The organism is Dictyobacter aurantiacus (assembly GCF_003967515.1).
Taxonomy (GTDB): domain Bacteria; phylum Chloroflexota; class Ktedonobacteria; order Ktedonobacterales; family Ktedonobacteraceae; genus Dictyobacter; species Dictyobacter aurantiacus.
In genome coordinates this window covers 2,269,740-2,291,942 of the sequence record NZ_BIFQ01000001.1, presented here as the reverse complement: position 1 = coordinate 2,291,942, position 22,203 = coordinate 2,269,740, and the positions used below count along the sequence as shown (strand labels likewise).

Annotated in this window: 26 protein-coding genes and 1 pseudogene; all 27 read left to right on the top strand. The window is 54.6% G+C overall.

Annotated features, from left to right (window positions below; genetic code table 11):
- Positions 1-101 precede the first annotated feature (101 nt).
- The 27 genes and pseudogenes from rpoC (at position 102) to secY (ending at position 22,133) form a co-directional block, all read left to right on the top strand.
- The gene (gene rpoC, locus KTT_RS09280; protein ID WP_126595708.1) at positions 102-4,436 is read left to right on the top strand and encodes a DNA-directed RNA polymerase subunit beta'; all 4,335 of its coding nucleotides are present in this window, start codon (positions 102-104) and stop codon (positions 4,434-4,436) included.
- Between the two features lie 94 nt (positions 4,437-4,530).
- Positions 4,531-4,980: a 30S ribosomal protein S12 gene (gene rpsL / locus KTT_RS09275; protein ID WP_126595707.1), complete on the top strand. Its 450-nt coding sequence runs from the start codon at positions 4,531-4,533 to the stop codon at positions 4,978-4,980.
- Positions 4,981-5,561: 581 nt separating this feature from the next.
- Entirely contained in the window at positions 5,562-6,032 is a 471-nt protein-coding gene (gene rpsG, locus KTT_RS09270) for a 30S ribosomal protein S7 (protein ID WP_126595706.1), read from the top strand.
- A gap of 9 nt (positions 6,033-6,041) precedes the next feature.
- A complete protein-coding gene (fusA, locus tag KTT_RS09265; protein ID WP_126595705.1) occupies positions 6,042-8,120 on the top strand; it encodes an elongation factor G in 2,079 nt (692 codons plus the stop codon).
- Between the two features lie 322 nt (positions 8,121-8,442).
- Positions 8,443-9,648, top strand: a complete 1,206-nt coding sequence (tuf, locus tag KTT_RS09260; RefSeq protein ID WP_126595704.1) for an elongation factor Tu — start codon at positions 8,443-8,445, stop codon at positions 9,646-9,648.
- Between the two features lie 90 nt (positions 9,649-9,738).
- Positions 9,739-10,056: a 30S ribosomal protein S10 gene (gene rpsJ, locus KTT_RS09255; protein WP_126549957.1), complete on the top strand. Its 318-nt coding sequence runs from the start codon at positions 9,739-9,741 to the stop codon at positions 10,054-10,056.
- A gap of 52 nt (positions 10,057-10,108) precedes the next feature.
- Entirely contained in the window at positions 10,109-10,909 is an 801-nt protein-coding gene (rplC, locus tag KTT_RS09250; protein WP_126595703.1) for a 50S ribosomal protein L3, read from the top strand.
- A 5-nt stretch (positions 10,910-10,914) separates the two neighbouring features.
- Complete coding sequence (gene rplD, locus KTT_RS09245) at positions 10,915-11,616, top strand: 50S ribosomal protein L4 (RefSeq protein ID WP_126595702.1); 702 nt, start codon at positions 10,915-10,917, stop codon at positions 11,614-11,616.
- 17 nt (positions 11,617-11,633) lie between these two features.
- Positions 11,634-11,930 carry a 50S ribosomal protein L23 gene (rplW, locus tag KTT_RS09240; RefSeq protein ID WP_126595701.1) on the top strand — a complete coding sequence of 99 codons (297 nt, stop codon included), beginning with the start codon at positions 11,634-11,636 and terminating at the stop codon, positions 11,928-11,930.
- An 11-nt stretch (positions 11,931-11,941) separates the two neighbouring features.
- Positions 11,942-12,781 (top strand): 50S ribosomal protein L2, encoded by an 840-nt coding sequence (rplB, locus tag KTT_RS09235; protein ID WP_126595700.1) that lies wholly within the window; start codon positions 11,942-11,944, stop codon positions 12,779-12,781.
- Positions 12,782-12,784: 3 nt separating this feature from the next.
- On the top strand, positions 12,785-13,072 hold the full coding sequence (rpsS, locus tag KTT_RS09230; protein ID WP_126549952.1) for a 30S ribosomal protein S19: 288 nt from the start codon (positions 12,785-12,787) through the stop codon (positions 13,070-13,072).
- Positions 13,073-13,193: 121 nt separating this feature from the next.
- Entirely contained in the window at positions 13,194-13,544 is a 351-nt protein-coding gene (gene rplV, locus KTT_RS09225) for a 50S ribosomal protein L22 (protein WP_126549951.1), read from the top strand.
- 23 nt (positions 13,545-13,567) lie between these two features.
- Complete coding sequence (gene rpsC, locus KTT_RS37645) at positions 13,568-14,623, top strand: 30S ribosomal protein S3 (RefSeq protein ID WP_126595699.1); 1,056 nt, start codon at positions 13,568-13,570, stop codon at positions 14,621-14,623.
- A 14-nt stretch (positions 14,624-14,637) separates the two neighbouring features.
- Positions 14,638-15,069, top strand: a complete 432-nt coding sequence (gene rplP, locus KTT_RS09215) for a 50S ribosomal protein L16 (RefSeq protein WP_126595698.1) — start codon at positions 14,638-14,640, stop codon at positions 15,067-15,069.
- On the top strand, positions 15,056-15,265 hold the full coding sequence (rpmC, locus tag KTT_RS09210; protein ID WP_126595697.1) for a 50S ribosomal protein L29: 210 nt from the start codon (positions 15,056-15,058) through the stop codon (positions 15,263-15,265). Before rplP ends, rpmC begins: the two co-directional genes overlap by 14 nt.
- Positions 15,265-15,645: a 30S ribosomal protein S17 gene (rpsQ, locus tag KTT_RS09205; RefSeq protein ID WP_126595696.1), complete on the top strand. Its 381-nt coding sequence runs from the start codon at positions 15,265-15,267 to the stop codon at positions 15,643-15,645. The genes rpmC and rpsQ overlap by 1 nt, the downstream gene beginning before the upstream one ends.
- A 13-nt stretch (positions 15,646-15,658) precedes the next feature.
- Positions 15,659-16,027, top strand: a complete 369-nt coding sequence (rplN, locus tag KTT_RS09200; protein WP_126595695.1) for a 50S ribosomal protein L14 — start codon at positions 15,659-15,661, stop codon at positions 16,025-16,027.
- 56 nt (positions 16,028-16,083) lie between these two features.
- Complete coding sequence (gene rplX, locus KTT_RS09195) at positions 16,084-16,425, top strand: 50S ribosomal protein L24 (protein WP_126599517.1); 342 nt, start codon at positions 16,084-16,086, stop codon at positions 16,423-16,425.
- Positions 16,426-16,430: 5 nt separating this feature from the next.
- On the top strand, positions 16,431-16,973 hold the full coding sequence (gene rplE, locus KTT_RS09190; RefSeq protein ID WP_126595694.1) for a 50S ribosomal protein L5: 543 nt from the start codon (positions 16,431-16,433) through the stop codon (positions 16,971-16,973).
- Positions 16,974-16,987: 14 nt separating this feature from the next.
- Positions 16,988-17,173 carry a type Z 30S ribosomal protein S14 gene (locus tag KTT_RS09185; protein WP_126595693.1) on the top strand — a complete coding sequence of 62 codons (186 nt, stop codon included), beginning with the start codon at positions 16,988-16,990 and terminating at the stop codon, positions 17,171-17,173.
- 77 nt (positions 17,174-17,250) lie between these two features.
- Complete coding sequence (gene rpsH / locus KTT_RS09180) at positions 17,251-17,646, top strand: 30S ribosomal protein S8 (RefSeq protein WP_126595692.1); 396 nt, start codon at positions 17,251-17,253, stop codon at positions 17,644-17,646.
- Positions 17,647-17,659: 13 nt separating this feature from the next.
- Positions 17,660-18,235 carry a 50S ribosomal protein L6 gene (gene rplF, locus KTT_RS09175; RefSeq protein ID WP_126595691.1) on the top strand — a complete coding sequence of 192 codons (576 nt, stop codon included), beginning with the start codon at positions 17,660-17,662 and terminating at the stop codon, positions 18,233-18,235.
- Between the two features lie 427 nt (positions 18,236-18,662).
- Complete coding sequence (locus KTT_RS37920) at positions 18,663-19,217, top strand: 50S ribosomal protein L18 (RefSeq protein ID WP_443090101.1); 555 nt, start codon at positions 18,663-18,665, stop codon at positions 19,215-19,217.
- Positions 19,218-19,289: 72 nt separating this feature from the next.
- Positions 19,290-19,787 (top strand): annotated as a pseudogene (gene rpsE / locus KTT_RS09165) (30S ribosomal protein S5); the annotation flags it as partial.
- 201 nt (positions 19,788-19,988) lie between these two features.
- Positions 19,989-20,183: a 50S ribosomal protein L30 gene (gene rpmD / locus KTT_RS09160; protein ID WP_126595689.1), complete on the top strand. Its 195-nt coding sequence runs from the start codon at positions 19,989-19,991 to the stop codon at positions 20,181-20,183.
- Positions 20,170-20,697, top strand: coding sequence for a 50S ribosomal protein L15 (gene rplO, locus KTT_RS09155; protein ID WP_126595688.1), 528 nt, complete (start codon positions 20,170-20,172; stop codon positions 20,695-20,697). The genes rpmD and rplO overlap by 14 nt, the downstream gene beginning before the upstream one ends.
- Positions 20,698-20,804: 107 nt before the next feature.
- Positions 20,805-22,133 (top strand): preprotein translocase subunit SecY, encoded by a 1,329-nt coding sequence (gene secY / locus KTT_RS09150; protein ID WP_126595687.1) that lies wholly within the window; start codon positions 20,805-20,807, stop codon positions 22,131-22,133.
- Positions 22,134-22,203 lie beyond the last annotated feature (70 nt).

Below are 22,203 nucleotides of genomic sequence, written 5' to 3'. Positions count from 1 at the left end.
ATCAACACGCCTGTGTTGAAAGCAAAAGGTTTTGTGTAAAAAGGAATGCGGAGCGACAGGTCGATTGGCCTGTCGCTAGCCCCTATCCCAGGAGAGGTAGCATGCTCGAAGTAAATGATTTTAACGCTATCCGTATCAGCCTTGCCAGCCCGGAGCAGATTCGCAGCTGGAGCTATGGTGAGGTCACGAAACCGGAGACAATTAACTACCGTACACTGAAGCCAGAAAAAGATGGGTTGTTCTGCGAACGCATTTTTGGACCCACCAAAGACTGGGAATGTTACTGCGGTAAATATAAAAGAGTACGCTTCAAAGGCATCGTCTGTGATAAATGCGGTGTCGAAGTTGCTCGTTCAAAAGTGCGTCGCGAGCGCATGGGACATATTGAGCTGGCGTCACCTGTGAGCCATATCTGGTACTTCAAGGGTACTCCTAGCCGTATCGGTCTGCTGTTGGATCTCTCGCCACGTAACCTGGAGCGTGTCCTGTACTTCGCTCTTTATGTGGTTACGAACGTAGACGAAGAGGCTCGCCAGCGTGAACTGATGCGCCTGGACGAAGAGATGGCCGGTCTCGAACAGAACCTGGATGAGAAGATTGTTGAGCGCATCAATGATCTACGTACTCAGCGCGATAGCGCCCTGGAGGACAACGAGCAGCGTTTCTCCAAGACCGATCGCCAGGAAGTAGAGCAGCGTCGTGAGCAAGACCTCGAAGAGGCTCGCCACGCCGAGAGCGAGACACTGAGTCTGCTGCGCGAAACGATGGGCCAGCAGGCCGAAGATGACATCTTCTTCGAGCCGACCGACCAGATCATCGTCAAGCAGGGTGATACCGTCACCTCCAAGCACCTGGATGTGCTGGAGCGCGTAGCCGAGTCCGCCCGCAACGCCATCGCCGAGCAGGCACGCCGCGAACTCGAGGGCGCCCAATCCGAGGGCAAACGCGAGGCCGACCGTCTGACCATGGAGTTCCAGGGCCAGATCGACTCCGCGCAGTCGCAGCTTGAGCGCGAGCGCAATGAGACACGCCAGCGCATTGAGCAGTTGCGTCGCGACCTCGAGGGTCTGAAAAAGATGGACCTGCTGCAGGAGAATCGCTATCGTGAGCTTAAAGATAACTTCAGCGATGTCTTCCGTGCCGGCATGGGTGCGGAGGCCGTACGTGAGTTAATCGCGGGTATCGATCTGGAGAAACTCGCCAACGATCTGCGTCACGAGATCGGCAATACCGTCGGGCAGCGCCGCAAGAAGGCCACCAAGCGCCTGAAAGTGGTTGAGGCATTCCGCAAATCGAATACCTCGCCTGAATGGATGATCATGACTGTTCTGCCAGTGCTTCCACCGGACCTGCGTCCGATGGTGCAGTTGGATGGTGGTCGTTTCGCCACCTCGGACCTCAATGATCTCTACCGCCGTGTGATTAACCGTAACAACCGTCTCAAACGCCTGCTTGAGCTGGGCGCGCCTGAGATCATTATTCGCAACGAGAAGCGCATGCTGCAAGAGGCCTGCGATGCTCTGATTGATAATGGTCGCCGTGGTCGTGCCGTGGCCGGTTCTGGTAACCACAAGTTGAAGAGCCTCTCCGACATGCTCAAAGGTAAGCAGGGACGTTTCCGCCAGAACCTGCTCGGTAAACGTGTCGACTATTCTGGCCGTTCGGTTATCGTGGTTGGACCAGACCTGAAGTTGAACCAGTGTGGTCTGCCAAAACGTATGGCATTGGAGCTCTTCAAGCCATTTGTCATGCGCAAACTGGTGGAGCAGAACTTCGCCCACAACATCAAGAGTGCCAAACGCTTTGTAGAGCGCGTCAAACCAGAAGTCTGGGATGTACTGGAAGAGGTGATCAAAAACCATCCGGTGCTATTGAACCGCGCGCCAACGCTGCACAGGCTTGGTATTCAGGCCTTTGAAGCTGTGCTGGTCGAAGGTAGTGCTATCCAGCTGCACCCGCTCGTCTGTTCGGCCTTTAACGCCGACTTCGACGGTGACCAGATGGCTGTGCACGTGCCTTTGTCTGAGAAAGCGCAGGACGAAGCCCGTCAATTTATGATGTCGACCCGCAACCTGCTATCACCGGCCCACGGTGAGCCATCGATCGGCGCCAGCCAGGATATGGTGTTGGGTTGTTTCTACCTGACACAGGAGCGCCCCAACAAAAAGGGTGAGGGCCGCGTCTTTACTGATGCTGGCGAAGCACTGCTGGCCTTCCAGCATGGCGTGGTTGATCTGCAGGCCCCGATCAAGGTCCGCATGGGCGAGATCGACGTCTATGACCAGCCACCTCCAGCAGCGGTGACCATGCACTCGATGAACAAGCCGATCACGACCACGGTTGGACGTATCATTTTCAACGAAGCTCTGCCCGAGCGCCTGCGTTTCAAGAACTACGTCATGAAGAAGGAGAACTTGAAACAGGTCATTGGCGAATGCTTCAAAGAATATGGTCGCTCCAAAACCACCGACCTGGCGGACGAAATTAAGCGCCTTGGTTTCTACTATGCAACCAAAGCCGGTGCCACCTTCGCCATCAGCGATGTGCAGGTACCAACGGGCAAAGCTGAAGAGCTGGCCAAAGCTGACGTCAAGATCGCTGAGTTGGAAGAGCAGTTCCATGATGGTCTCATCACCGAGAACGAAAAATACCAGCAAACGATCGAGACGTGGAACGAAGCCACCGACAACGTCCAGAAAATGGTACGTTCGGTCCTCGATCCATTTGGTTCCATCTACACCATCGCTGAATCTGGAGCGACCAAAGCGAAGTTCCAGCAGATTCGTCAGTTGTCCGGTATGCGCGGACTGATGGCCAGTCCATCAGGACGTATTATGGACATTCCGGTGCGTGGTAACTTCCGTGAAGGACTGAGCGTATTGGAGTACTTCATCAGCACCCACGGAGCCCGTAAAGGTCTGGCTGACACCGCCTTGAGAACGGCGGAATCTGGTTACCTGACCCGTCGTCTGATCGACGTCGCTCAGGACGTCATCGTCACTGAAGAGGATTGTGGAACAACAGAGGGTATCTTGATCACCGAGTTCGACTCAAAGGATATGGGTCTGGAGAATTCGCGCGGTCGTCTGCTCGGACGTGTCCTGGCCGAAGAGATACCGGAGTTGCCACATCTGGAGCCTGGAGAAGAGCTCACCGACGACGACGTAACCGAGATTGTTAACGCCGGTATCAAAGCCGTACGCGTACGTTCGGCCCTCAACTGTCTGGCACGACGTGGCATCTGCCGCAAGTGTTACGGCCGTGACCTGGCCGCCAACGCTCTGGCACGTGTTGGAGCCGCGGTTGGTATTATTGCCGCGCAATCGATTGGTGAGCCTGGAACACAGCTGACCATGCGTACCTTCCACACTGGTGGTATCGCGGGCGCGCAAGGTGACATTACGCAGGGTCTGCCGCGTGTTGAAGAGCTCTTCGAAGCCCGTGTCCCGAAAGATAAGGCTGAGATCAGCGAGATCGACGGCGTGGTGGAGATCGTCAAAGACGAGTCTACAGGCGTGCGTACAGTACGGGTGGTCTCGACCAACATCTTCTTTGATGAATACCTGGTGCCGAAAGACTCTGATGTAAAGATCGTTGTTAACGAACACGATCATGTGCAGAAGGACCAGATCATTGCTCTTATCGCCGATGAGCATGGCGGTGAGCCAGTGCCGGTCATGGCCCGAACCGATGGCGAAGTCATCTTGAACGAAGATGGCATCTCGATCCGCTTCGAAGAGCGTGACGAGCGCAGCTACCCGGTGCCAGCTTCGCGCAACATCGCCGTCACCGATGGACAGAAGATCCAGGCGGGCACGCCGATCACTTCTGGCCAGCGCGACCCACAGGATGTCCTGCGCATCCAGGGACGCGAGGCGGTCCAGTTGTACCTCACCAAAGAGGTGCAGCGCGTCTACCGTAATACTGGTGTATACATCCATGACAAACACATCGAGGTCATCGTGCGACAGATGTTACGTCGCGTCAAAGTCGATGAGCCCGGTGACACAGACATGCTTCCGAACGATCTGGTGGACCGTTTCGTGTATGCCGATACCAATGCCCGTGTCCTGGCCGAAGGTGGCGAGCCCGCCAAAGCCTCGACCGTTCTGCTTGGCGTCACCAAGGCATCGCTGAACACTGACAGCTTCCTGGCGGCCGCCTCCTTCCAGGAGACGACTCGTGTGCTGACCGAAGCCGCGATCGAAGCGCAGACCGACCACCTGATTGGTTTGAAAGAAAATGTCATCATTGGTAAATTGATCCCGGCTGGATCTGGCATTGCCCAGCGCCGTCGTGATCAGATTGCTCGCCAGCAAGCCGCAGCAGCAGCGCGCGTGGCGGCCGCCCCTGTCGTTGCAGGTGCCATTGCCAGTGCTCCAGTTGGAGCGAGTGCCCCACTTGGCCTGACACTTGACAGCGAGGACGATGAGTGATAATATATGCAATCGCATATGTGTGATAGAAATAACGCGGATAGAGTTTCTATCCGCGTGCACTTAGAACAACGAGGACAGGGAGGATTGTTCCTTGCCGACAATTAATCAATTGGTCCGAAAGGGCCGTTCGAACAAACAGAAAAAGGTGAAGGCCCCTGCGTTGCTGTATTCGTACAACGCGTTGAAGAACAGGACCTCCCGCCTGCGTGGGTCGCCCCAGAAGCGTGGCGTCTGCACACAGGTACGTACGATGACGCCCAAGAAGCCGAATTCGGCAATGCGTAAGATTGCCCGTGTTCGTCTTTCAAACCAGATGGAAGTTACTGCATACATTCCTGGTGAAGGGCATAACTTACAGGAGCACTCGGTAGTGCTCATTCGTGGCGGTCGTGTAAAAGACCTGCCGAGTGTCCGCTATCATATTGTACGCGGCACACTGGACAGCGAAGGCGTTTCAAAGCGCCGTCGTGGTCGCTCCAAGTATGGGGCCAAGCGTCCGAAACCCGGACAGGCAGCCGCCCCAACAAAGGGCAGAAGGTAAGACACGCAGTAGTTAATTGCGGGGGATGGTGAGGAATACCGCATATCGCCCGCCCGTTAAGGCCCGATGTAAAGGTCAGTCGCGTGTACAAAGAAGGCGCGGCCCTATTTTCAACGGGAAGAGGATACTGCAAAGGTCGGTAAATCACACGTCATTGTAGACGGGTACGCAGCCGGAGCAAGGTGATGGTACCCGTCATATTGCGATGATAGTCGGGTGTTCTCCTGGTTCAGTCACTTCGATCCGAAGGCGAGAATAACGACAACGGACTCGAAGGATAGTAGCTATCTGACAATGTGGAAAGGCACCCGCGTGTAGGCGTTCGAAGAAGATCAAGGTGCGCATGCCCGAGATCGGATCGACGCCTTTTCTGGTGTCCGTTAGGTACCTCACACAGGGATGGGGAGTTGAAGCACATCAGTCGTATAGTTGCTGTGCTGGTCAAGTATGTTTGATGGAAGCAGTCTTCCGCCAGAACCTAAGGGAAAACGCGAAAACCAGAGATCAGGATGGTCCCCAGTGGTGGGGGTAAGATTGACGAAAAGCAAGCAGATCCGAATGACACACTGAGGAGGCAGAACATGCCAAGACGTAAGAGAGTGGTGCGAAGACCGGATGTACCAGATGCCAAGTACAAGAGCCGAAATGTAGCCCGCTTCGTAAATAAGATGATGATTGATGGCAAGCGTAGCCTTGCCGAGCGCATCATTTATGATGCGTTTGACGCCATTGAAGCCAAGCAAAAACGTCCTCCAATCGAGGTGTTTGAGCAAGCTTTGAGAAATGCCACACCAAGCATCGAGGTCAAACCTCGTCGTGTAGGTGGCTCGACATATCAGGTGCCGATTGATGTACGGAAAGATCGCGGAAACGCCCTGGCCATGCGCTGGTTGATCAAATCTTCCCGTTCACGCAATGGTCGCTCGATGTCAGAGAAGCTGGCAAACGAGTTAATGGATGCAGCTGCGGGTCAGGGTGCAACCATTAAAAAACGTGAGGAGACCCACAAGATGGCGGAGTCCAACAAAGCCTTCGCTCATTATCGCTGGTAAAAACACATCATGGCAAGAGAATATCCACTCGCGAAAACACGAAATATTGGTATCATCGCTCATATTGACGCTGGTAAAACGACCACCACCGAGCGTATCCTGTTCTACACCAAGAAGATCCACCGTATTGGTGAGGTGCACGAAGGGGCTGCGACGATGGACTGGATGGCGCAGGAGCAAGAGCGTGGCATCACGATCACCTCGGCTGCTACCACCTGTTTCTGGCAGGACCACCGCATCAATATCATTGATACCCCGGGCCACGTAGACTTTACCGCTGAAGTTGAGCGCTCACTGCGTGTCCTCGACGGTGGCGTAGTAGTCTTCGACGGCGTCGCGGGCGTAGAGCCACAGTCCGAGACTGTATGGCGCCAGGCCGACAAGTATAATGTTCCGCGGATGTGCTTTGTGAACAAGCTGGACCGCACTGGTGCCGATTTCTGGCGCTGTGTGGACATGATCGGTGATCGCTTGACGAAACACGCACTTCCGATTCAGATCCCGATTGGTATCGAGTCCGACTTCAAAGGGTACATCGACCTTCTGGAGCAAAAGGCCATCGTCTACACCGATGACCTGGGTACAACGTCGAAGCACGTTGATATCCCCGAGAACCTGCAGGCCGATTTTGAGCAGCATCGCGAGAAGCTGATCGAGACGATCGCAGAGACCGACGAAGAGTTGACCCTGAAATACCTTGAGGGAGAAGAGATTTCCAAAGAAGAGCTGATTGCAGCCCTGCGCAAAGCCACCATCGCGAACAAACTTGTGCCCGTTTTGTGTGGTAGCTCCTTGAAAAACAAGGGCGTTCAAGCTATGCTTGACGCGGTAGTTGCTTTCTTGCCTTCTCCATTGGATATCGAACTCCCTACCGGTGTTGATCCTAACACCGAAGAGGAGATTACCCGCGAGGTTTCGGACGAGGCACCATTTAGCGCGCTGGTCTTTAAGATCGTCTCTGACCCATTTGTCGGTAGACTTTCCTATCTGCGTGTCTATTCTGGTACAATGACTAAGGGCGGCTCGATGGAAAACACCACCAAGGGAAAAACCGAGCGCATTGGTCGTTTGCTGCGTATGCACGCTAACCACCGCGAAGATATCGATGAGATTCGCGCCGGTGACATCTGTGCGGCCGTTGGTCTGCGTAACACCTTTACTGGTGACACGCTCAGCGATCCGCAGAAGCCGATCATCCTGGAGTCGATTCAGTTCCCAGAGCCGGTGATCGAGCTGGCTGTAGAGCCAAAGACCCGCGCGGACCAGGAAAAGATGGGCATCGCCCTTGGTAAGCTGGCTGAAGAAGATCCGACCTTCCGCGTCCACACGGACGAAGAGAGCGGTCAGACCATCATCGCCGGTATGGGTGAGTTGCACCTGGACGTTATCACCGATCGTCTCTTCCGCGAATTCAAAGTTGAGGCGAATGTGGGGCGTCCACAGGTAGCGTATCGTGAGACCATCTCGAAGCAGGCGCAGGCACAGGGTAAGCACGTTCGCCAGACTGGTGGTCATGGTCAATATGGTGATGTATGGCTGCGGGTTGAGCCAAACGAAACCGGCAAAGGCTTTGAGTTCGTCAACGGCATTGTCGGTGGTGTGGTTCCCAAGGAATACATCAAGCCAGTTGAAAACGGTGTCCGCGAGACATTGGAGAACGGCATTATTGCTGGCTTCCCAATGATCGACGTCAAGGTTACACTGTACGATGGTTCATACCACGATGTAGACTCAAGTGAAATGGCCTTTAAAACCGCCGGTTCGATTGGTATCAAAAACGCGGTAGCCAAGGCTGATCCAATTATCCTTGAGCCGATGATGAAAGTCGAAGTCACGACTTCCGAAGAGTTCTACGGTGATGTAATTGGCGACCTCAACCGCCGCCGAGGCATTATCCAGGGCATGGAATCACGTGGGGCGACGAGTGTGGTGCGGGGTCATGTTCCTCTTTCCGAAATGTTCGGCTACGTGAACGACCTCCGTTCTATGACCAGCGGGCGCGCGGCATACACGATGGAATTCTCGCACTACGAGCCAGTGCCGAGGAATCTGGCCGAGGAAATCATCGCCAAGCGTTCTTCTCGCTAAATGATAACAATGATCTAGAAGGGCACCCACAAAAGTGCCCTTCGCACTGAGAACTGAGATAGGTAAAACTGGGAAGATAATTTTCCCTCCCATCACCTCCTGTCATCAAAGAAACTTCTGAATGCATTCAGAAACCGCCACTTCGTGGCCAGCGCTATGTGCCATCTGGATGTGAAGAAGTGTGTAAAGCATTAACACAAACAATCATTAATGTACTTTAAATGCTCGGTGCCGAACTCAGGGAACAGGCCGACCGGGTAAAAGTATCTTAACGATGTGTCCTGCGTGTTCGCAGGATAAGAAATAATTAAGAGGGATTGACATGGCTAAGAAAAAGTTCGAGCGGACAAAGCCGCATGTGAACATTGGCACCATCGGACACATTGATCATGGTAAGACGACCCTGACTGCAGCTATCACCAAAGTGCTATCTGCTGCTCAGCTTGCCAAATATACAGCATTCGACCAGATCGACAAGGCTCCTGAGGAGCGCGAGCGTGGTATTACCATCTCGATCGCTCACCTGGAGTACGAGACCGAGAAGCGCCACTATGCGCACGTCGACTGCCCTGGTCACGCTGACTACATTAAAAACATGATCACTGGTGCCGCCCAGATGGACGGTGCTATCCTCGTCGTGAGTGCTCCTGACGGCCCGATGCCACAGACCCGTGAGCACGTACTGCTTGCTCGTCAGGTAGAAGTGCCGTCCATGGTTGTCTTCCTGAACAAGGTTGACATGATGGATGACGAAGAGTTGCTCGAGCTGGTTGAGTTGGAAGTACGCGAACTGCTCTCCAAGAACCAGTTCCCTGGCGACGACATTCCCGTCGTTCGTGGTTCGGCCCTGGGTGCTCTCGAAAGCAAGGGCGACCTGTCCCGCAATGATCCAGCTGCCAAGTGTATCTGGGAGCTGATGGACCAGGTCGACAACTACATCCCCACCCCACCACGTCCAACCGATCAGCCATTCTTGATGCCTGTGGAAGACGTCTTCGGTATTAAAGGTCGCGGTACCGTGGCCACTGGACGTATCGAGCGCGGCATCGTCAAGACCGGCGACACCATCGAGATCGTCGGCATGCAGGAAAACACCCGCTCCGTCGTCGTAACCGGTGTTGAGATGTTCCAGAAGACGCTGGACTCCGGTATGGCTGGTGACAACGTTGGGTGTCTGCTGCGTGGTGTTGAGCGTACCGACATCGAGCGCGGCCAGGTTCTGGCCAAGCCCGGTTCGATCAAGCCGCACAAGAACTTCCTGGCGCAGGTGTACGTCCTCTCCAAAGAAGAGGGTGGCCGCCATACCCCCTTCTTCAACGGCTATCGCCCACAGTTCTACGTTCGTACCACGGACGTAACCGGAGCGATCAAGCTGCCCGAGGGTGTCGAGATGGTGATGCCTGGTGACAACATCGAAATGACAGTTGAGCTGATTCAGCCGGTCGCCATGGAAGAAGGCGTGAAATTCGCCATTCGTGAAGGTGGTCGCACCGTTGGTGCTGGTATCTGCACCAAAGTGATCAACTAAGAAAACAGCGGGGGTCATGGACACTGCTCAAGCAGAACAAACCAATGAGCAAAATCGCCCTCTGACCCCCATCCGTATCAGGAGAGAAAAATGGCTACGGGAGTGAAACAGCGCATCCGCATTCGCCTCAAGGCATTCGATCATCGCATTTTAGATCAGTCGGCGATCCAGATCGTGGATACAGCGCAGCAGACGGGGGCACGAGTCTCAGGGCCGGTGCCACTGCCAACCGAGATCGATAAATACACGGTAATGCGATCACCATTTATCGACAAAGATGCTCGTGAACAGTTCGAGATTCGCACACACAAGCGTCTGATCGACATCATCGATCCGACCAACAAAACTGTTGAAGCCCTGACACGTTTGAACCTGCCCGCAGGCGTGGATATCGAAGTCAAACTGTAAGGATTGCCACGGAAGCAAACGCTATCCCTATAGTTGAAGAGAGGTAAAGAGTATGCTGAATGCATTGTTGGGCAGGAAGGTCGGCATGACCCAGGTATTTGGGCCCAACGGAACGGTCATTCCGGTTACAATCATCGAGGCTGGACCTTGTGTTGTAACGCAGGTAAAGACCGCGGCCCGCGATGGTTACGAAGCGGTGCAGCTCGGTTTTGAGCAGACGACAACCAAAAATGTAACTCGCCCGGAACTGGGACATCTTGGACACAGCCTGCCATTATTGAAGGCACAGCGCAAAGCGTTGCAGACCCATCAGCAAGAGCAGCGCACCGAAGGTGCGGACGCCGAGAAAGCGACCGACACCAACAAGAAGAATAGCAAGCAGATTCAGAAGCTGTTAAAGGTTCAGGCGAACCGTCAGCGTCGTCCGGGTCCAAGCCTTGGCCCATTCCGTGTGCTGCGTGAAGTGGGACTGGATGGTAACAGCGAAGGTGTTGAGCTTGGCGCGGAAGTAAACGTCAGCCTGTTCAACGACGGTGAGTCCGTTGACATCGTAGGAACCACCAAAGGTAAAGGGTTCCAGGGCGGCGTCAAGCGGCATGGATTTAGCGGCGGCCCCAAGACCCATGGTCAGTCGGACCGACACCGTGCTCCAGGTTCTATTGGTTCAGGCACCACTCCGGGTCGTGTTCTCAAAGGTACCCGGATGGCTGGACAAATGGGTAACGTGCGTGTGACAGCGAAGAAATTGCAAGTAATACAAGCTGATCCTGAGCGCAACCTGCTGGTGGTCAAAGGTTCGGTGCCTGGTGCCAATGGCGGCTTGCTCATGATTAAAAAGCATGTGATGAGGTAACCGAAATGCCCTCGACTACAGTGTATAATCTGGCCGGAGAGGCCGTAGAACAGCTCGAACTGAGCGAGCAGGTGTTCGGAGTCGCCCCAAATATGGCGGTTCTTCACCAGGTTGTGACAGCGCAACTGGTTAATCGCCGACAGGGTAACGCCTCAACCAAGACTCGCAGTGAAGTAGCTGGTGGAAATAAAAAGCCCTATCGGCAAAAAGGAACGGGTCGCGCGCGTCAGGGTAGCACCCGAGCGCCACAGTTCCGTCACGGTGGTACCGTCTTTGGTCCCAGGCCACATCCGTACCATCATGATGTGCCCAAGAAGATGCGCCGCCTGGCTATCCGCTCTGTCCTATCGGACAAAGTTGCCAACGAAAGCTTGATCGTCCTGAATGATCTGGTCCTGGATACTCCTCGCACCAAAGATATGTTGACGATTCTGAGCAAATTGCCGAACAGCGCCGGCAAAAAAGTGCTCATGATGTTGCCACAGCGCGATGAAAACGTTGTATTATCGACGCGAAACATTCCGACCGCTAAAGTGCAGCACGTCTCCTCCATTAACGTTGTGGAGTTGCTGAAGCATGATTATGTAGTGATGCCCGTGAAAACCGTGCGCTGGATCGAAATGGTTTTCGGCGAAGGCCTGAGCGCGGAAGAGGCGACCGCAAGGATCGTTGACGAAGCCGCGTCAAGTGCCGAGAGCAAAGCGTAAGGCGAGGAGGAGAGACTGTGGAGATCACAGAAATACTGCGCCGGGGTATCGTGACCGAGAAATCGGTTCGGTTGCAAGAGCGTAACCAGTATACCTTTGAGGTGGCAGTCAATGCCAACAAGATTGATGTCCGTCGGGCGGTTGAGCAACTGTTTAACGTAAAGGTTGTTGCGGTCAACGTGTTGCGCATGCCTGGTAAGCCCCGGCTGATCCGTCGACGTGGTGCTGCTCCTCGACCTGTTGCGGCCCGCGAATGGAAGAAAGCGATTGTCACCCTTGCTGAGGGTGAGTCAATCGATGCATTAAAGGCATAGGGGATTGAGAGATGCCAATTAGACAGTATCGACCAACATCTCCTGGACGTCGCGGTATGTCGGTATCGACCTTTGAGGAGATCACCAAGACAAAACCAGAGAAATCTCTGACTGTTAAGCTGAAAAAGCATGCCGGACGTAATAACCAGGGTAAGATCACGACCCGCCATCATGGCGGTGGTGCCAAGCGCGCCTATCGTATCATTGACTTTAAGCGCAACAAGCTGGGTGTACCCGCTCGCGTGGCCGCGATCGAATATGATCCAAACCGCACGTCGCGCATTGCCCTGCTGCACTATGTAGATGGAGAGAAGCGCTACATCATCGCTCCTCTTGGCCTGCAGGTTGGTGACCGCATCGAGGCTGGCCCGGACGCTGACATTCGTGTCGGTAACGCGCTGCCCCTGAAGAATATCCCAACCGGTACCACCATCCACAACATCGAGCTGGAGCGCGGCCGTGGTGGTCAGCTCTGTCGCGGTGCTGGTGTTGGTGCCCAGTTGATGGCTAAAGAAGGCGATTACGCCCTTCTGCGCCTGCCTTCGGGCGAGCAGCGCCAGGTTCATATTCTGTGTATGGCCACCATTGGCCAGGTCGGCAACGTCGACCACGAGAACCGGAGCATCGGTAAGGCCGGACGTTCACGTCACATGGGTCGCCGTCCAACCGTTCGCGGATCTGTTATGAACCCACGAGACCATCCGCATGGTGGTGGTGAGGGTCGCGCACCTATTGGTGGTAAGCCACAGACACCCTGGGGCAAGCCGGCGATGGGCTTCAAGACTCGCAGAAACAAGAGAACGGACCGCTTCATTGTCCGACGCCGCAACGCAGGCAGGAGGAGGAAGTAATCTATGTCGCGCTCAAGAAAAAAAGGGCCATATATTCATGAGTCGCTCAGGAAGAAAATCCTGGTTATGCGCAAAACTGGCGACCGCCGCGTGATCAAAACCTGGTCTCGTGCCTCAATGATCTTTCCTGAAATGGTAGGAATGACCATCGGCGTACACAACGGCAAGACTCATGTACCGGTTTTCGTTAGCGAAAACATGGTTGGTCATAAATTAGGTGAATTTGCCCCCACCCGCCACTATCGTGGTCATGCTGGCGGCAAGAATGAGAAAACCACCAACGTTCGTTAGTGGTAAGTTAAGAAGAGGCTCAAGCGGTGAGCCCTCCGAGGATCTGTAGGGACCAACAAGTTTGTCCCAGGGGCCGACCAGAGAAAGGTGCCCCTTCCTCGGGGTATATTGTGAGGTAGAGATGCAAGTCAGGGCTATTGCAAAAGATATCGGCATTCCGCCGCGCAAGATGCGTCTGGTTACGAACGCGGTGAAAGGGCTTCGGGTAAATGAGGCTCTGGCTATTCTCCAGTTCCTGCCAAACGCCGGTGCGACACCTGTAAGCAAGGTTGTGGCCTCGGCCGCGGCAAATGCGGAGAATAACTACAATCTCAATCCAGATGACCTGTATATTCTTAATATTGTGGCGGATGATTCGTTCCGGATTAAACGTGTGAAACCACGGTCACATGGTCGGGCGGCTCGTATTTTACGTCGCTTTTGTCATGTAACTGTGATCGTCTCGGATGATCCGGCAGACGCTGGTCGTTAGAGACTACAAAAAGGAGGACACTTTTGGGACATAAAGTGCATCCCAATGGGTTCAGACTCGGCGTCGTCAGAGGATGGCAGTCTCGCTGGTATGCCGAGCGTGATTACAAAGATATTCTGGCCGAAGACTTCAAGATTCGCCAGATCATCAATAAAGAACTTGCCAATGCCTCGGTTTCAAAAATCGAGATCGAGCGCACCGCTGCGGACCAGGTCCTGGTCAGAGTTCATACAGCGAAACCTGGTATTGTTATCGGTAAGAGCGGAGAGAAAGTTGACAGATTGCGCAACCTTCTCGAAAGCCGGACCAAGAAGCGCCGCGTGCGCATGGATATCATCGAGATCCGTCAGCCGGAACTGGATGCTCTCCTGGTTGGTCGTAGTATTGCCGAGCAGCTAGAGAAGCGCGTCTCATTCCGTCGCGCGATGAAGCAGGCCGTGCAGAAGACAATGCGCGCCAATGCTAAGGGAGTTCGAATAATTTGTGGCGGTCGCCTGGGTGGTGCGGAAATCGCGCGTACCGAGAAAGAGTTCGAGGGAAGCGTTCCGTTGCAGACCCTGCGCGCCGACATCGATTATGGTCAGACAGAGGCCCACACAACCTTTGGTGTTATCGGCATCAAAGTGTGGATCTACAAAGGTGACATCCTGCCCAGCAAGCGTCGTGAGTTAGCTGAGGCTCAGGTGGAAGCCGCCGCGCAACAGACATACGCCCCACGTGATCGTGGTGAGCGTCGCGGTGGTGAGCGTCGTGGACGTGGCGAACGCCCTCAGGGCGGTGAGCGCGGTCCACGTACACCAGGAGATCGTCCGCGTGGTGGAGACCGCGGTCCACGTCCTCAAGGGGACCGACCACAGCGTCCACCCAGACCAGCTGGCGACCGTCCACAAGGTGAGCGCAGTCCACGTCCGCAAGGTGGAGACCGCGGTCCTCGCCCACAAGGTGATCGACCACAGCGTCCACCCCGCCAGCCACGACCTGAACAGCAGGCACCCGTCAGTGAGAATACTGCGCCAGCAGTAACCCCTGCCGAGACCACACCGTCGACGCCGGATAGCGGGACCACTCAGAGCGAGTAGAGGAGAGCTAAGCCATGTTACTGGCACCATCACGTACAAAATATCGTCGACAGCACCGTGGTCGTATGAAAGGCGAGGCCCAGCGCGGCAACACACTCTCTTTCGGCGAATATGGGCTGCAGGCTCTGGAAGCCTGTTGGATGGAGGCTCGTCAGATTGAGTCCGCGCGTATCGCGCTCACCCGCTTCATGAAGCGCGGTGGTAAAGTGTGGATCCGCGTGTTCCCTGACAAGCCAATCACCGCCAAACCTGCTGAAACCCGTATGGGTAGCGGTAAAGGTGCTGTAGATCACTGGGTAGCGGTCGTCAAACCGGGCCGCATCATTTTTGAGATCGGCGGCGTTAGTCAGGAGATCGCCAAAGAAGCTGTGCGCCTGGCCGGTCACAAATTGCCTGTGAAGACACGCTTTATTACACGAGGGGAGGCGGAGAGTGTCGAAGCTTAATGACCGCCGTAAAGAAATTTCCGAATTGTCGGCTGGCGAGGCGCAGAACCAGGTAAAAGAGCTGCGCCTGAAACTGTTCCAACTCCGTTTGCAACAGCAGCGTGGCGAAGTGAAGAATAGCCGAGTGTTCGCGCAGACGCGCAAAGACATCGCGCGCCTCCTGCATCGCCTAACCGTATTGGAGAATGAACAATAATGACACAGCAATCCAAGGCGATCACTGCAGAGCAGGCCCTGGCAGCGGCTAAGAAAACTAGCCGCCGCCAGCAGAAGGTCGGCCGCGTGGTCAGCAATAAAGCGGACAAGACGATTGTTGTCGTCGTTGAGTCCTTGAAGAAGCACCGCATTTATAAGCGTACGTTCAAACAGACGACGCGCTTTTATGCGCATGATGAGAACAACAGTTGTAGTGTAGGCGACCTGGTACGTATCGAAGAGAGCCGCCCGCTGAGTAAATTGAAGCGCTGGCGCCTGGTCGAAATCGTGAAATACGGTTCCGGCATTGTTCCAGTCGAGGAAGTAGTGGCTGAGGTCGATCCTAACCTGCGGGACGAGTCCGCTGAGTCGGCGGAATAGGGAGTTTTGACAGATGATTCAGCCACAAACACGCCTGAAAGTCGCCGACAACACCGGCGCTAAAGAGATTATGTGCATTCGCGTTATGAGTGGTTCTTCCAAACGCTATGCCACTGTCGGTGACGTAATTAAGGCCTCAGTCAAGCAGGCCACACCAAATGGACAGGTAAAGAAGGGCGAAGTCGTAAACGCTGTTGTGGTGCGTGTCTCAAAAGAGTATTCACGCCCCGACGGCTCGCACATTCGTTTTGATGAGAACGCTGCCGTGATTATTGCCGCCGGTAACAATCCACGTGGCACGCGTATCTTTGGCCCGGTGGCCCGCGAATTGCGTGAGAAGAACTTCACACGACTCGTTTCGCTCGCACCTGAAGTGCTCTAACGGGGAAGAAGATGGCAACACAAGTAAAAGATAAAAAGCCCCTGCACCTTGCCAAGATGAACATCAAGAAGGGCGACACGGTCGAAATTCTTGCTGGCAAGGATAAAGGGAAACGAGGAACCGTTTCGCGGGCGCTTCCTCAGAACAGCAAGGTCATCGTTGAGGGCCTGAATGTTGTGAAGAAGCACATCCGCCCACAGGGCCAGACACGGCAGGGTGGCGTGATTGAGAAGGCCATGCCTTTGCATGTCTCCAACGTCATGTTGATCTGCACCGAGTGCGGTGAGCGAACCCGTGTCGGCATCGAGCGTCGCCCCCTGGGAGCCGACCAGAAGGAACGTCCTGTGCGTATATGCAAGCACTGCCATAAAGCTATTGCAGATAACACGAGGAGTTAAGAATTATGGCAACAGCATTTAAAGAGCGTTATCGCCAGGAAGTTGTGCCGGCCCTGCAGAAAGAGTTTAACTATGAGAATCCGATGCAGGTCCCGGGCATTCACAAAGTAGTTGTGAATATCGGCATGGGCGAGGTCATCCAGAACGCGAAAGCGATGGATGCCGCCGTCGCCGACCTGGCCGCCATCACCGGACAGCGTCCGGTGATCACGCGCGCCAAGAAGTCCGTCGCGGCCTTCAAATTGCGTGAAGGCATGCAGATTGGCTGCATGGTAACCCTGCGCGGTGCCCGTATGGAATACTTCCTGGATAAATTATTGAACGTGGCCCTGCCCCGTATCCGCGATTTCCAGGGGATCTCCCCTGACGCATTCGACGGACGCGGCAACTATACCCTGGGCTTGCGTGAACAACTGGTCTTTCCTGAGATCGATTATGATAAAATCGACAAGCTGCGCGGCATGGAGATCACCATCGTGACCACCGCGAAGACCGATCAGGAAGGCCGACGGCTGCTCGCATTGATGGGCATGCCCTTTAAGAAGTAACGCTGGAGGGCGGAATGGCAAAAATTTCAATGATTGTAAAGTCGCAGCGCAAGCCTCGTTTCAAGGTGCAGCAGCATAACCGCTGCCAGGTCTGCGGCCGACCTCGTGCATACATGCGCAAATTCGGTCTCTGCCGTATCTGCTTCCGCGAGCGTGCGCATCGCGGTGAGCTGCCCGGTGTGACGAAATCGAGCTGGTAGAATCGCGAGCGAAGAGGAAAGGACATGTAGCAAGAAAGCCGGGGGCTTTGACTGCTACGTGATATGGAGGAACATCCATGAATATGACTGATCCCATTGCGGATATGCTTACGCGCATTCGTAATGCGGCAACAGCACGGCATACTCGCGTTTTAATTCCAGCCTCAAAAATGAAGCTGAATCTTGCGCGTGTGCTTAAAGAAGAAGGCTATGTTAAGGACATCGAGATCCTGAAAGATAATCCGCAGGGCACCCTGCGCCTGACCTTGCGTTACGTGGACAAGAAACCCGTCGTAACGCAGTTGAAGCGCGTCAGCAAGCCAGGCCTGCGTGTATACACCAAGCAAGCCAACATTCCCCGCGTACGCGGCGGACTGGGTATTGCGATTCTTTCGACACCAAAGGGCTTGATGACCGGTTCGAACGCTTACAAGCAGGGTCTTGGCGGCGAAGTCATCTGCTACGTCTGGTAGAGGGAGGTATCAAATGTCTCGTATTGGACGTTCTCCAATTGCTGTCCCACCAAAGGTAGACGTGAAGTGGACAGATAAGAACTTTGTGACGGTCAAGGGTCCCAAAGGTGAGCTATCGCAGCAGATCGATCCCGAGCTGGCTCTACAGCTTGAGAATGGGCAGTTGACGGTTTCGCGCCCTTCGGATTCCCGCGAGCATCGCTCGAAGCATGGCCTGTACCGCACCCTGGTTAACAATATGGTCGTCGGTGTGACTACAGGGTATACAAAGTCACTGGAGATCCACGGTGTTGGTTACCGTGCCAACAAAGTTGGCAACAACCTGGTTATCCTCGTTGGCTACTCCCACCCCATTGAGGTGCAACCACCTGCAGGCGTTACCTTCTCGGTAGATGGTGTCGACGCAGCGACCAAAGCCACCAAGATCAGTGTCAGCGGTATCGACAAGCAACTGGTTGGCGCAGTCGCCGCTGAAATCCGCCGCTTGCGTAAGCCTGAGCCCTATAAAGGCAAAGGTATCCGCTATGCGAATGAGAAGATTCGGCGTAAAGCTGGTAAAGCTGGTAAAGTCGGCGGTAAGAAGAAGTAAGGATGCACCCCCTTCGTATCCGTGTTACGATCTATCCAGGGGAACCTGGCTAGATCGTACGCGGATGCGACTTTCTGTCTATCCGTTGCTGAGAAAACTCGCGACAATAGCCAGAGTGTGATACTATAATGTGGGCAATAATTTACCCACTCATTTTTGACTGTGCGCTGGCTTGTGCACTGCGCAGGCGGCCTGCGATACATATCGCAACGTGCCGATCGCGGGTGCGGGGAACCAGTTTGCCAGCTCATGTGATCCAGCATTGTGTCAAAACGCGATAACGAAGGATTGTACTATGAGGGACGTAGTGCCGACCACGTCGCTCCATGCTCCTTCTGCCAGCGCGTATCCAAAGAAAGGGGAATTGCAAGAGATTGCCTCTTTGTATCAAAAGCAAAGATGAGCTTATATCTTTTGTGATGAAACTATGATTAAAAGATTTGAAGCCAATAAGGCGCGGCTGCGGCGGCACCAGCGTATACGACGCCACTTCGCGGGAACCTCGTCACGTCCACGTTTGAATGTTTTCCGCAGTGGACATCATATCTATGCGCAAATTATAGACGATTCCCTCGGCCAGACCATAGTTGCCGCCTCATCTATGGATGAGAGCTTGAAGAACTTTAAGCCAGAGCCGTCTTCCTCTGCTCCCCAGGTGAGCCAGGTTAGTGAGCCAGCTCCTGAGCCCGAGGTCGTTGAGGCTGCCGCCGAAGCGCCCGCTAAAAAAGGGAAGGGCGCGCGGCAGCCTCGCGCAGCGGCGCCAGTCGTGGAGAAGAAAGTAAAGAAGTCTCCTGTTGATCAGCTCGCTGGCATTGCCGGTAACCGTAAGGTTGCGGTGGCACGCGAAGTAGGTAAGATTGTTGCCCAGCGTGCCAAAGAGAAGGGTATTGCCCAGGTTGTCTTTGACCGTGGTGGCTATGCCTATCATGGACGAGTCGCTGCACTTGCTGAAGGCGCTCGTGAGGGTGGCCTGGATTTCTAGGCTCACGAGGCAACCTTTCATGCGTGCGCACAAGGAAAGCGCGCATGAATTTAGAGGAGTAAGACAGAAAAAATGGCAAGAATAGATGCTTCAAAACTGAACCTTGAAGAGACCGTGGTGGAAGTAAGCCGCGTCTCCAAGGTTGTGAAAGGCGGCCGACGCTTTAGCATTCGTGCTCTGGTGGTTGTTGGTGATCGCAACGGGCACGTGGGCTATGGCTTTGGTAAGGCTGGCGAATATACCGAGGCGATCCGTAAGGGTGTTGAGGATGCCAAGAAACACCTGGTTGAGGTTCCTCTGACCGGAACGACCATCCCCTTTGCTGTCAAATCAAACTTCGGCGCATCCGAGGTTCTGCTGAAGCCGGCCGCCCCTGGTACTGGCGTTATCGCCGGTGGCGCTGTGCGCGCGGTTATGGAGGCAGCTGGTGTCCGTGACATCCTGACCAAGACCCTGGGCAGCACCAATAAAGCGAACACCGTGCAGGCCTGTATCGTTGGTTTGCGCGAACTGCGCTCGGCCGATGCCGAGGCCGCCCGCCGTGGCAAAACTGTTGTCGAGCTTTTGGGCCGCAAACGAGCCGAGCAGCTGGCCGCAGCTACTGCAGCCGCTGCTGAACAGGCCGCAGCCGCCCGTGCCGCTCGCGAGGAAGAGATCCGTGAGAGCCGCGCGATATCCGGCCGCCGTGACCGTGGTGGTGACCGCCGTGGCGGTGGTGATCGCCGTGGTGGCGGTGAGCGTGGCGATCGTCGCCGATAGGAGTTGGAGAAAATGGCAAAACTGCGTGTAAAATGGGTCAAAAGCTCTATCGGCTACCCAAAAGATCAGAAAGCAACGATTCAGGCTCTAGGCTTGCGTAAGCTGCAGCATACTGTCGAGCATGATGATCAGCCCGCTGTGCGTGGCATGATCCGCAAGGTGAGCCACCTGGTTCAAGTAGAGGAGATTATCAGTGAAACTCTCTGATTTGCGACCCGCTCCCGGTTCTCACAAGGCAGAGCGCCGTGTTGGACGTGGTCACGGCTCCGGTCGCGGTAAGACCGCCGGCCGTGGTACAAAGGGACAGAAGGCCCGTACCGGTGGGCATGTTAACCGCTCATTTAATGGCGGCCAGACACGCCTGAACAAGCGTTTACCGTTCGTTCGTGGTCTTGGCAATGGTACTTCCGCTTTCCGCGACGAATATACTATTATTAATATTGTAGACCTTGAGTTGTTTGAGGCTGGCTCTCAGGTTCGTCCTGAGGATCTGGCCGCCCAGGGATTGACGACCCGCGCCCAGGGCAAGGGCCTGATCAAGGTTCTTGGCGATGGCGAGATCGATCGCGCGCTGACCGTGCATGCGCATAAGTTTTCTGCGAGCGCGAAGGCCAAGATCGAGGCTGCCGGTGGTAGCGTGGAGATCATCCCAATGCGGGTCTACGAAAAGACAAAACGCCGTAAGGACGAAAACAAGGAGACAGCTGAAGCTGCACAGTAGCCAATCAGCGCCAGGGAGAATGGTTAAACTTCTCCCTGGCATCCTGTTTCTCTTTCTACACGCTGTGCAATGACCTGTGTTTGCGTTCTTCGCAAAAGGAGGCTCCCATGTGGGAAAAGCTGCGTAGCATCTGGACAGTCCCTGATCTGCGCAAAAAGATCCTCTTCACGCTAGGTATGCTGCTTGTATTCCGCATCCTGGCCCACATCAATGTCCCGTTGTCACCTGATGAGCAGAAAAGTCTGAACAGTCTTTTCAATAAAGGTGATAATCCGGTTGGGCAGCTGCTCGGCTTGCTCGATGTATTTTCAGGCGGATCTTTGCAGAACTTCTCTATCGTTGCTTTCTCTGTTTACCCCTATATTACTGCCACCATTGTGATGCAACTTTTGCAGCCGATCATTCCAGCGTTGCAGAATTTGTCTGCTCAGGGTGAGGCGGGCCGTCTGCGCTTCAGCCAGATCACTCGTATTATTACGGTGCCACTGGCGTTTCTGCAGGCTCTGGGCCAATGCGCGCTCTTCCAGCAAGAGCAGGTGTTGCAGCACTTCAATCTGATTGACCCTCAATATGCGTTGCAGTCGTTCGCGATTGTGGCATCCTTGATTACCGGCACGATGATTCTGGTCTGGCTCGGTGAGCTGATTACGGAAAAAGGTATCGGCAATGGTATCTCGATCATCATCCTGGCTAATATCCTCAGTAACCTGCCCAAGTACGTGCAGCAGGGCATTACCGCTGCTCAGTCTGGTGGCAGTGGCGCTGTAGTCAGCCTGGGTGTATTCGCGATCATCGGTGTCATCACTATTCTGGGTATCATTTATATTTACCTGGGACAGCGGCGTGTTCCTGTTCAGTATCCAACCAAGCGCAACGTTGGCCGTAACATGATGGTTGGGTCTGCGCAGACCACATATATTCCGATGCAGGTCAATAGCGCGGGTATGATTCCGCTCATCTTCGCGTCGTCGATGCTGCTTTTCCCAACGGTCATTGCTCGCTATCTGAGCACAAGTAGTACGCCCTGGATCAAGAATGTGGCTCTCTGGGTCTCGATCAACCTGATCAATCCCACCGAGTGGTGGTATTGGATCTTTAACTTCTTGCTGGTTGTGGCTTTCACCTACTTCTATGCGTATGTGATGTGGCAGCAGCAGAATATTCCAGAGAACTTGCAGAAGCAGGGTGCATTTATCCCGGGCTATCGTCCGGGCGAACCGACCAGTCGTTATCTTATGAATATCCTGAATCGTATCACCCTGGCGGGAGCCTTATTCCTCGGAGTGATTACGGTTTTGCCGTTTGTCGCTCGTGTGGGTGGTAATCAGATGCTGGGCGCGGCCGCGCTTCTGATCGCTGTCGGCGTCGTGCTCGACACGGTCCGGCAGCTGGAATCCCAGATGGTGATGCGTAACTATTCAGGTTTTCTTTCCTAGACAAGGGGTTTAAAGGTGGCTGTTTCACTGGTTTCCCTTGAATGTCTATTGTTTGCGGGGGAATGCGATG

What these genes read in the sequence shown, in the direction of transcription:
- rpoC (WP_126595708.1), top strand. Translation starts at nt 102, where the DNA reads ATGCTCGAAGTAAATGATTTTAACGCTATCCGTATCAGCCTTGCCAGC.
- rpsG (WP_126595706.1), top strand. Translation starts at nt 5,562, where the DNA reads ATGCCAAGACGTAAGAGAGTGGTGCGAAGACCGGATGTACCAGATGCC.
- fusA (WP_126595705.1), top strand. Translation starts at nt 6,042, where the DNA reads ATGGCAAGAGAATATCCACTCGCGAAAACACGAAATATTGGTATCATC.
- tuf (WP_126595704.1), top strand. Translation starts at nt 8,443, where the DNA reads ATGGCTAAGAAAAAGTTCGAGCGGACAAAGCCGCATGTGAACATTGGC.
- rpsJ (WP_126549957.1), top strand. Translation starts at nt 9,739, where the DNA reads ATGGCTACGGGAGTGAAACAGCGCATCCGCATTCGCCTCAAGGCATTC.
- rplC (WP_126595703.1), top strand. Translation starts at nt 10,109, where the DNA reads ATGCTGAATGCATTGTTGGGCAGGAAGGTCGGCATGACCCAGGTATTT.
- rplD (WP_126595702.1), top strand. Translation starts at nt 10,915, where the DNA reads ATGCCCTCGACTACAGTGTATAATCTGGCCGGAGAGGCCGTAGAACAG.
- rplB (WP_126595700.1), top strand. Translation starts at nt 11,942, where the DNA reads ATGCCAATTAGACAGTATCGACCAACATCTCCTGGACGTCGCGGTATG.
- rpsS (WP_126549952.1), top strand. Translation starts at nt 12,785, where the DNA reads ATGTCGCGCTCAAGAAAAAAAGGGCCATATATTCATGAGTCGCTCAGG.
- rplV (WP_126549951.1), top strand. Translation starts at nt 13,194, where the DNA reads ATGCAAGTCAGGGCTATTGCAAAAGATATCGGCATTCCGCCGCGCAAG.
- rplP (WP_126595698.1), top strand. Translation starts at nt 14,638, where the DNA reads ATGTTACTGGCACCATCACGTACAAAATATCGTCGACAGCACCGTGGT.
- rpsQ (WP_126595696.1), top strand. Translation starts at nt 15,265, where the DNA reads ATGACACAGCAATCCAAGGCGATCACTGCAGAGCAGGCCCTGGCAGCG.
- rplN (WP_126595695.1), top strand. Translation starts at nt 15,659, where the DNA reads ATGATTCAGCCACAAACACGCCTGAAAGTCGCCGACAACACCGGCGCT.
- rplX (WP_126599517.1), top strand. Translation starts at nt 16,084, where the DNA reads ATGAACATCAAGAAGGGCGACACGGTCGAAATTCTTGCTGGCAAGGAT.
- rplE (WP_126595694.1), top strand. Translation starts at nt 16,431, where the DNA reads ATGGCAACAGCATTTAAAGAGCGTTATCGCCAGGAAGTTGTGCCGGCC.
- KTT_RS09185 (WP_126595693.1), top strand. Translation starts at nt 16,988, where the DNA reads ATGGCAAAAATTTCAATGATTGTAAAGTCGCAGCGCAAGCCTCGTTTC.
- rpsH (WP_126595692.1), top strand. Translation starts at nt 17,251, where the DNA reads ATGAATATGACTGATCCCATTGCGGATATGCTTACGCGCATTCGTAAT.
- rplF (WP_126595691.1), top strand. Translation starts at nt 17,660, where the DNA reads ATGTCTCGTATTGGACGTTCTCCAATTGCTGTCCCACCAAAGGTAGAC.
- KTT_RS37920 (WP_443090101.1), top strand. Translation starts at nt 18,663, where the DNA reads ATGATTAAAAGATTTGAAGCCAATAAGGCGCGGCTGCGGCGGCACCAG.
- rpmD (WP_126595689.1), top strand. Translation starts at nt 19,989, where the DNA reads ATGGCAAAACTGCGTGTAAAATGGGTCAAAAGCTCTATCGGCTACCCA.
- secY (WP_126595687.1), top strand. Translation starts at nt 20,805, where the DNA reads ATGTGGGAAAAGCTGCGTAGCATCTGGACAGTCCCTGATCTGCGCAAA.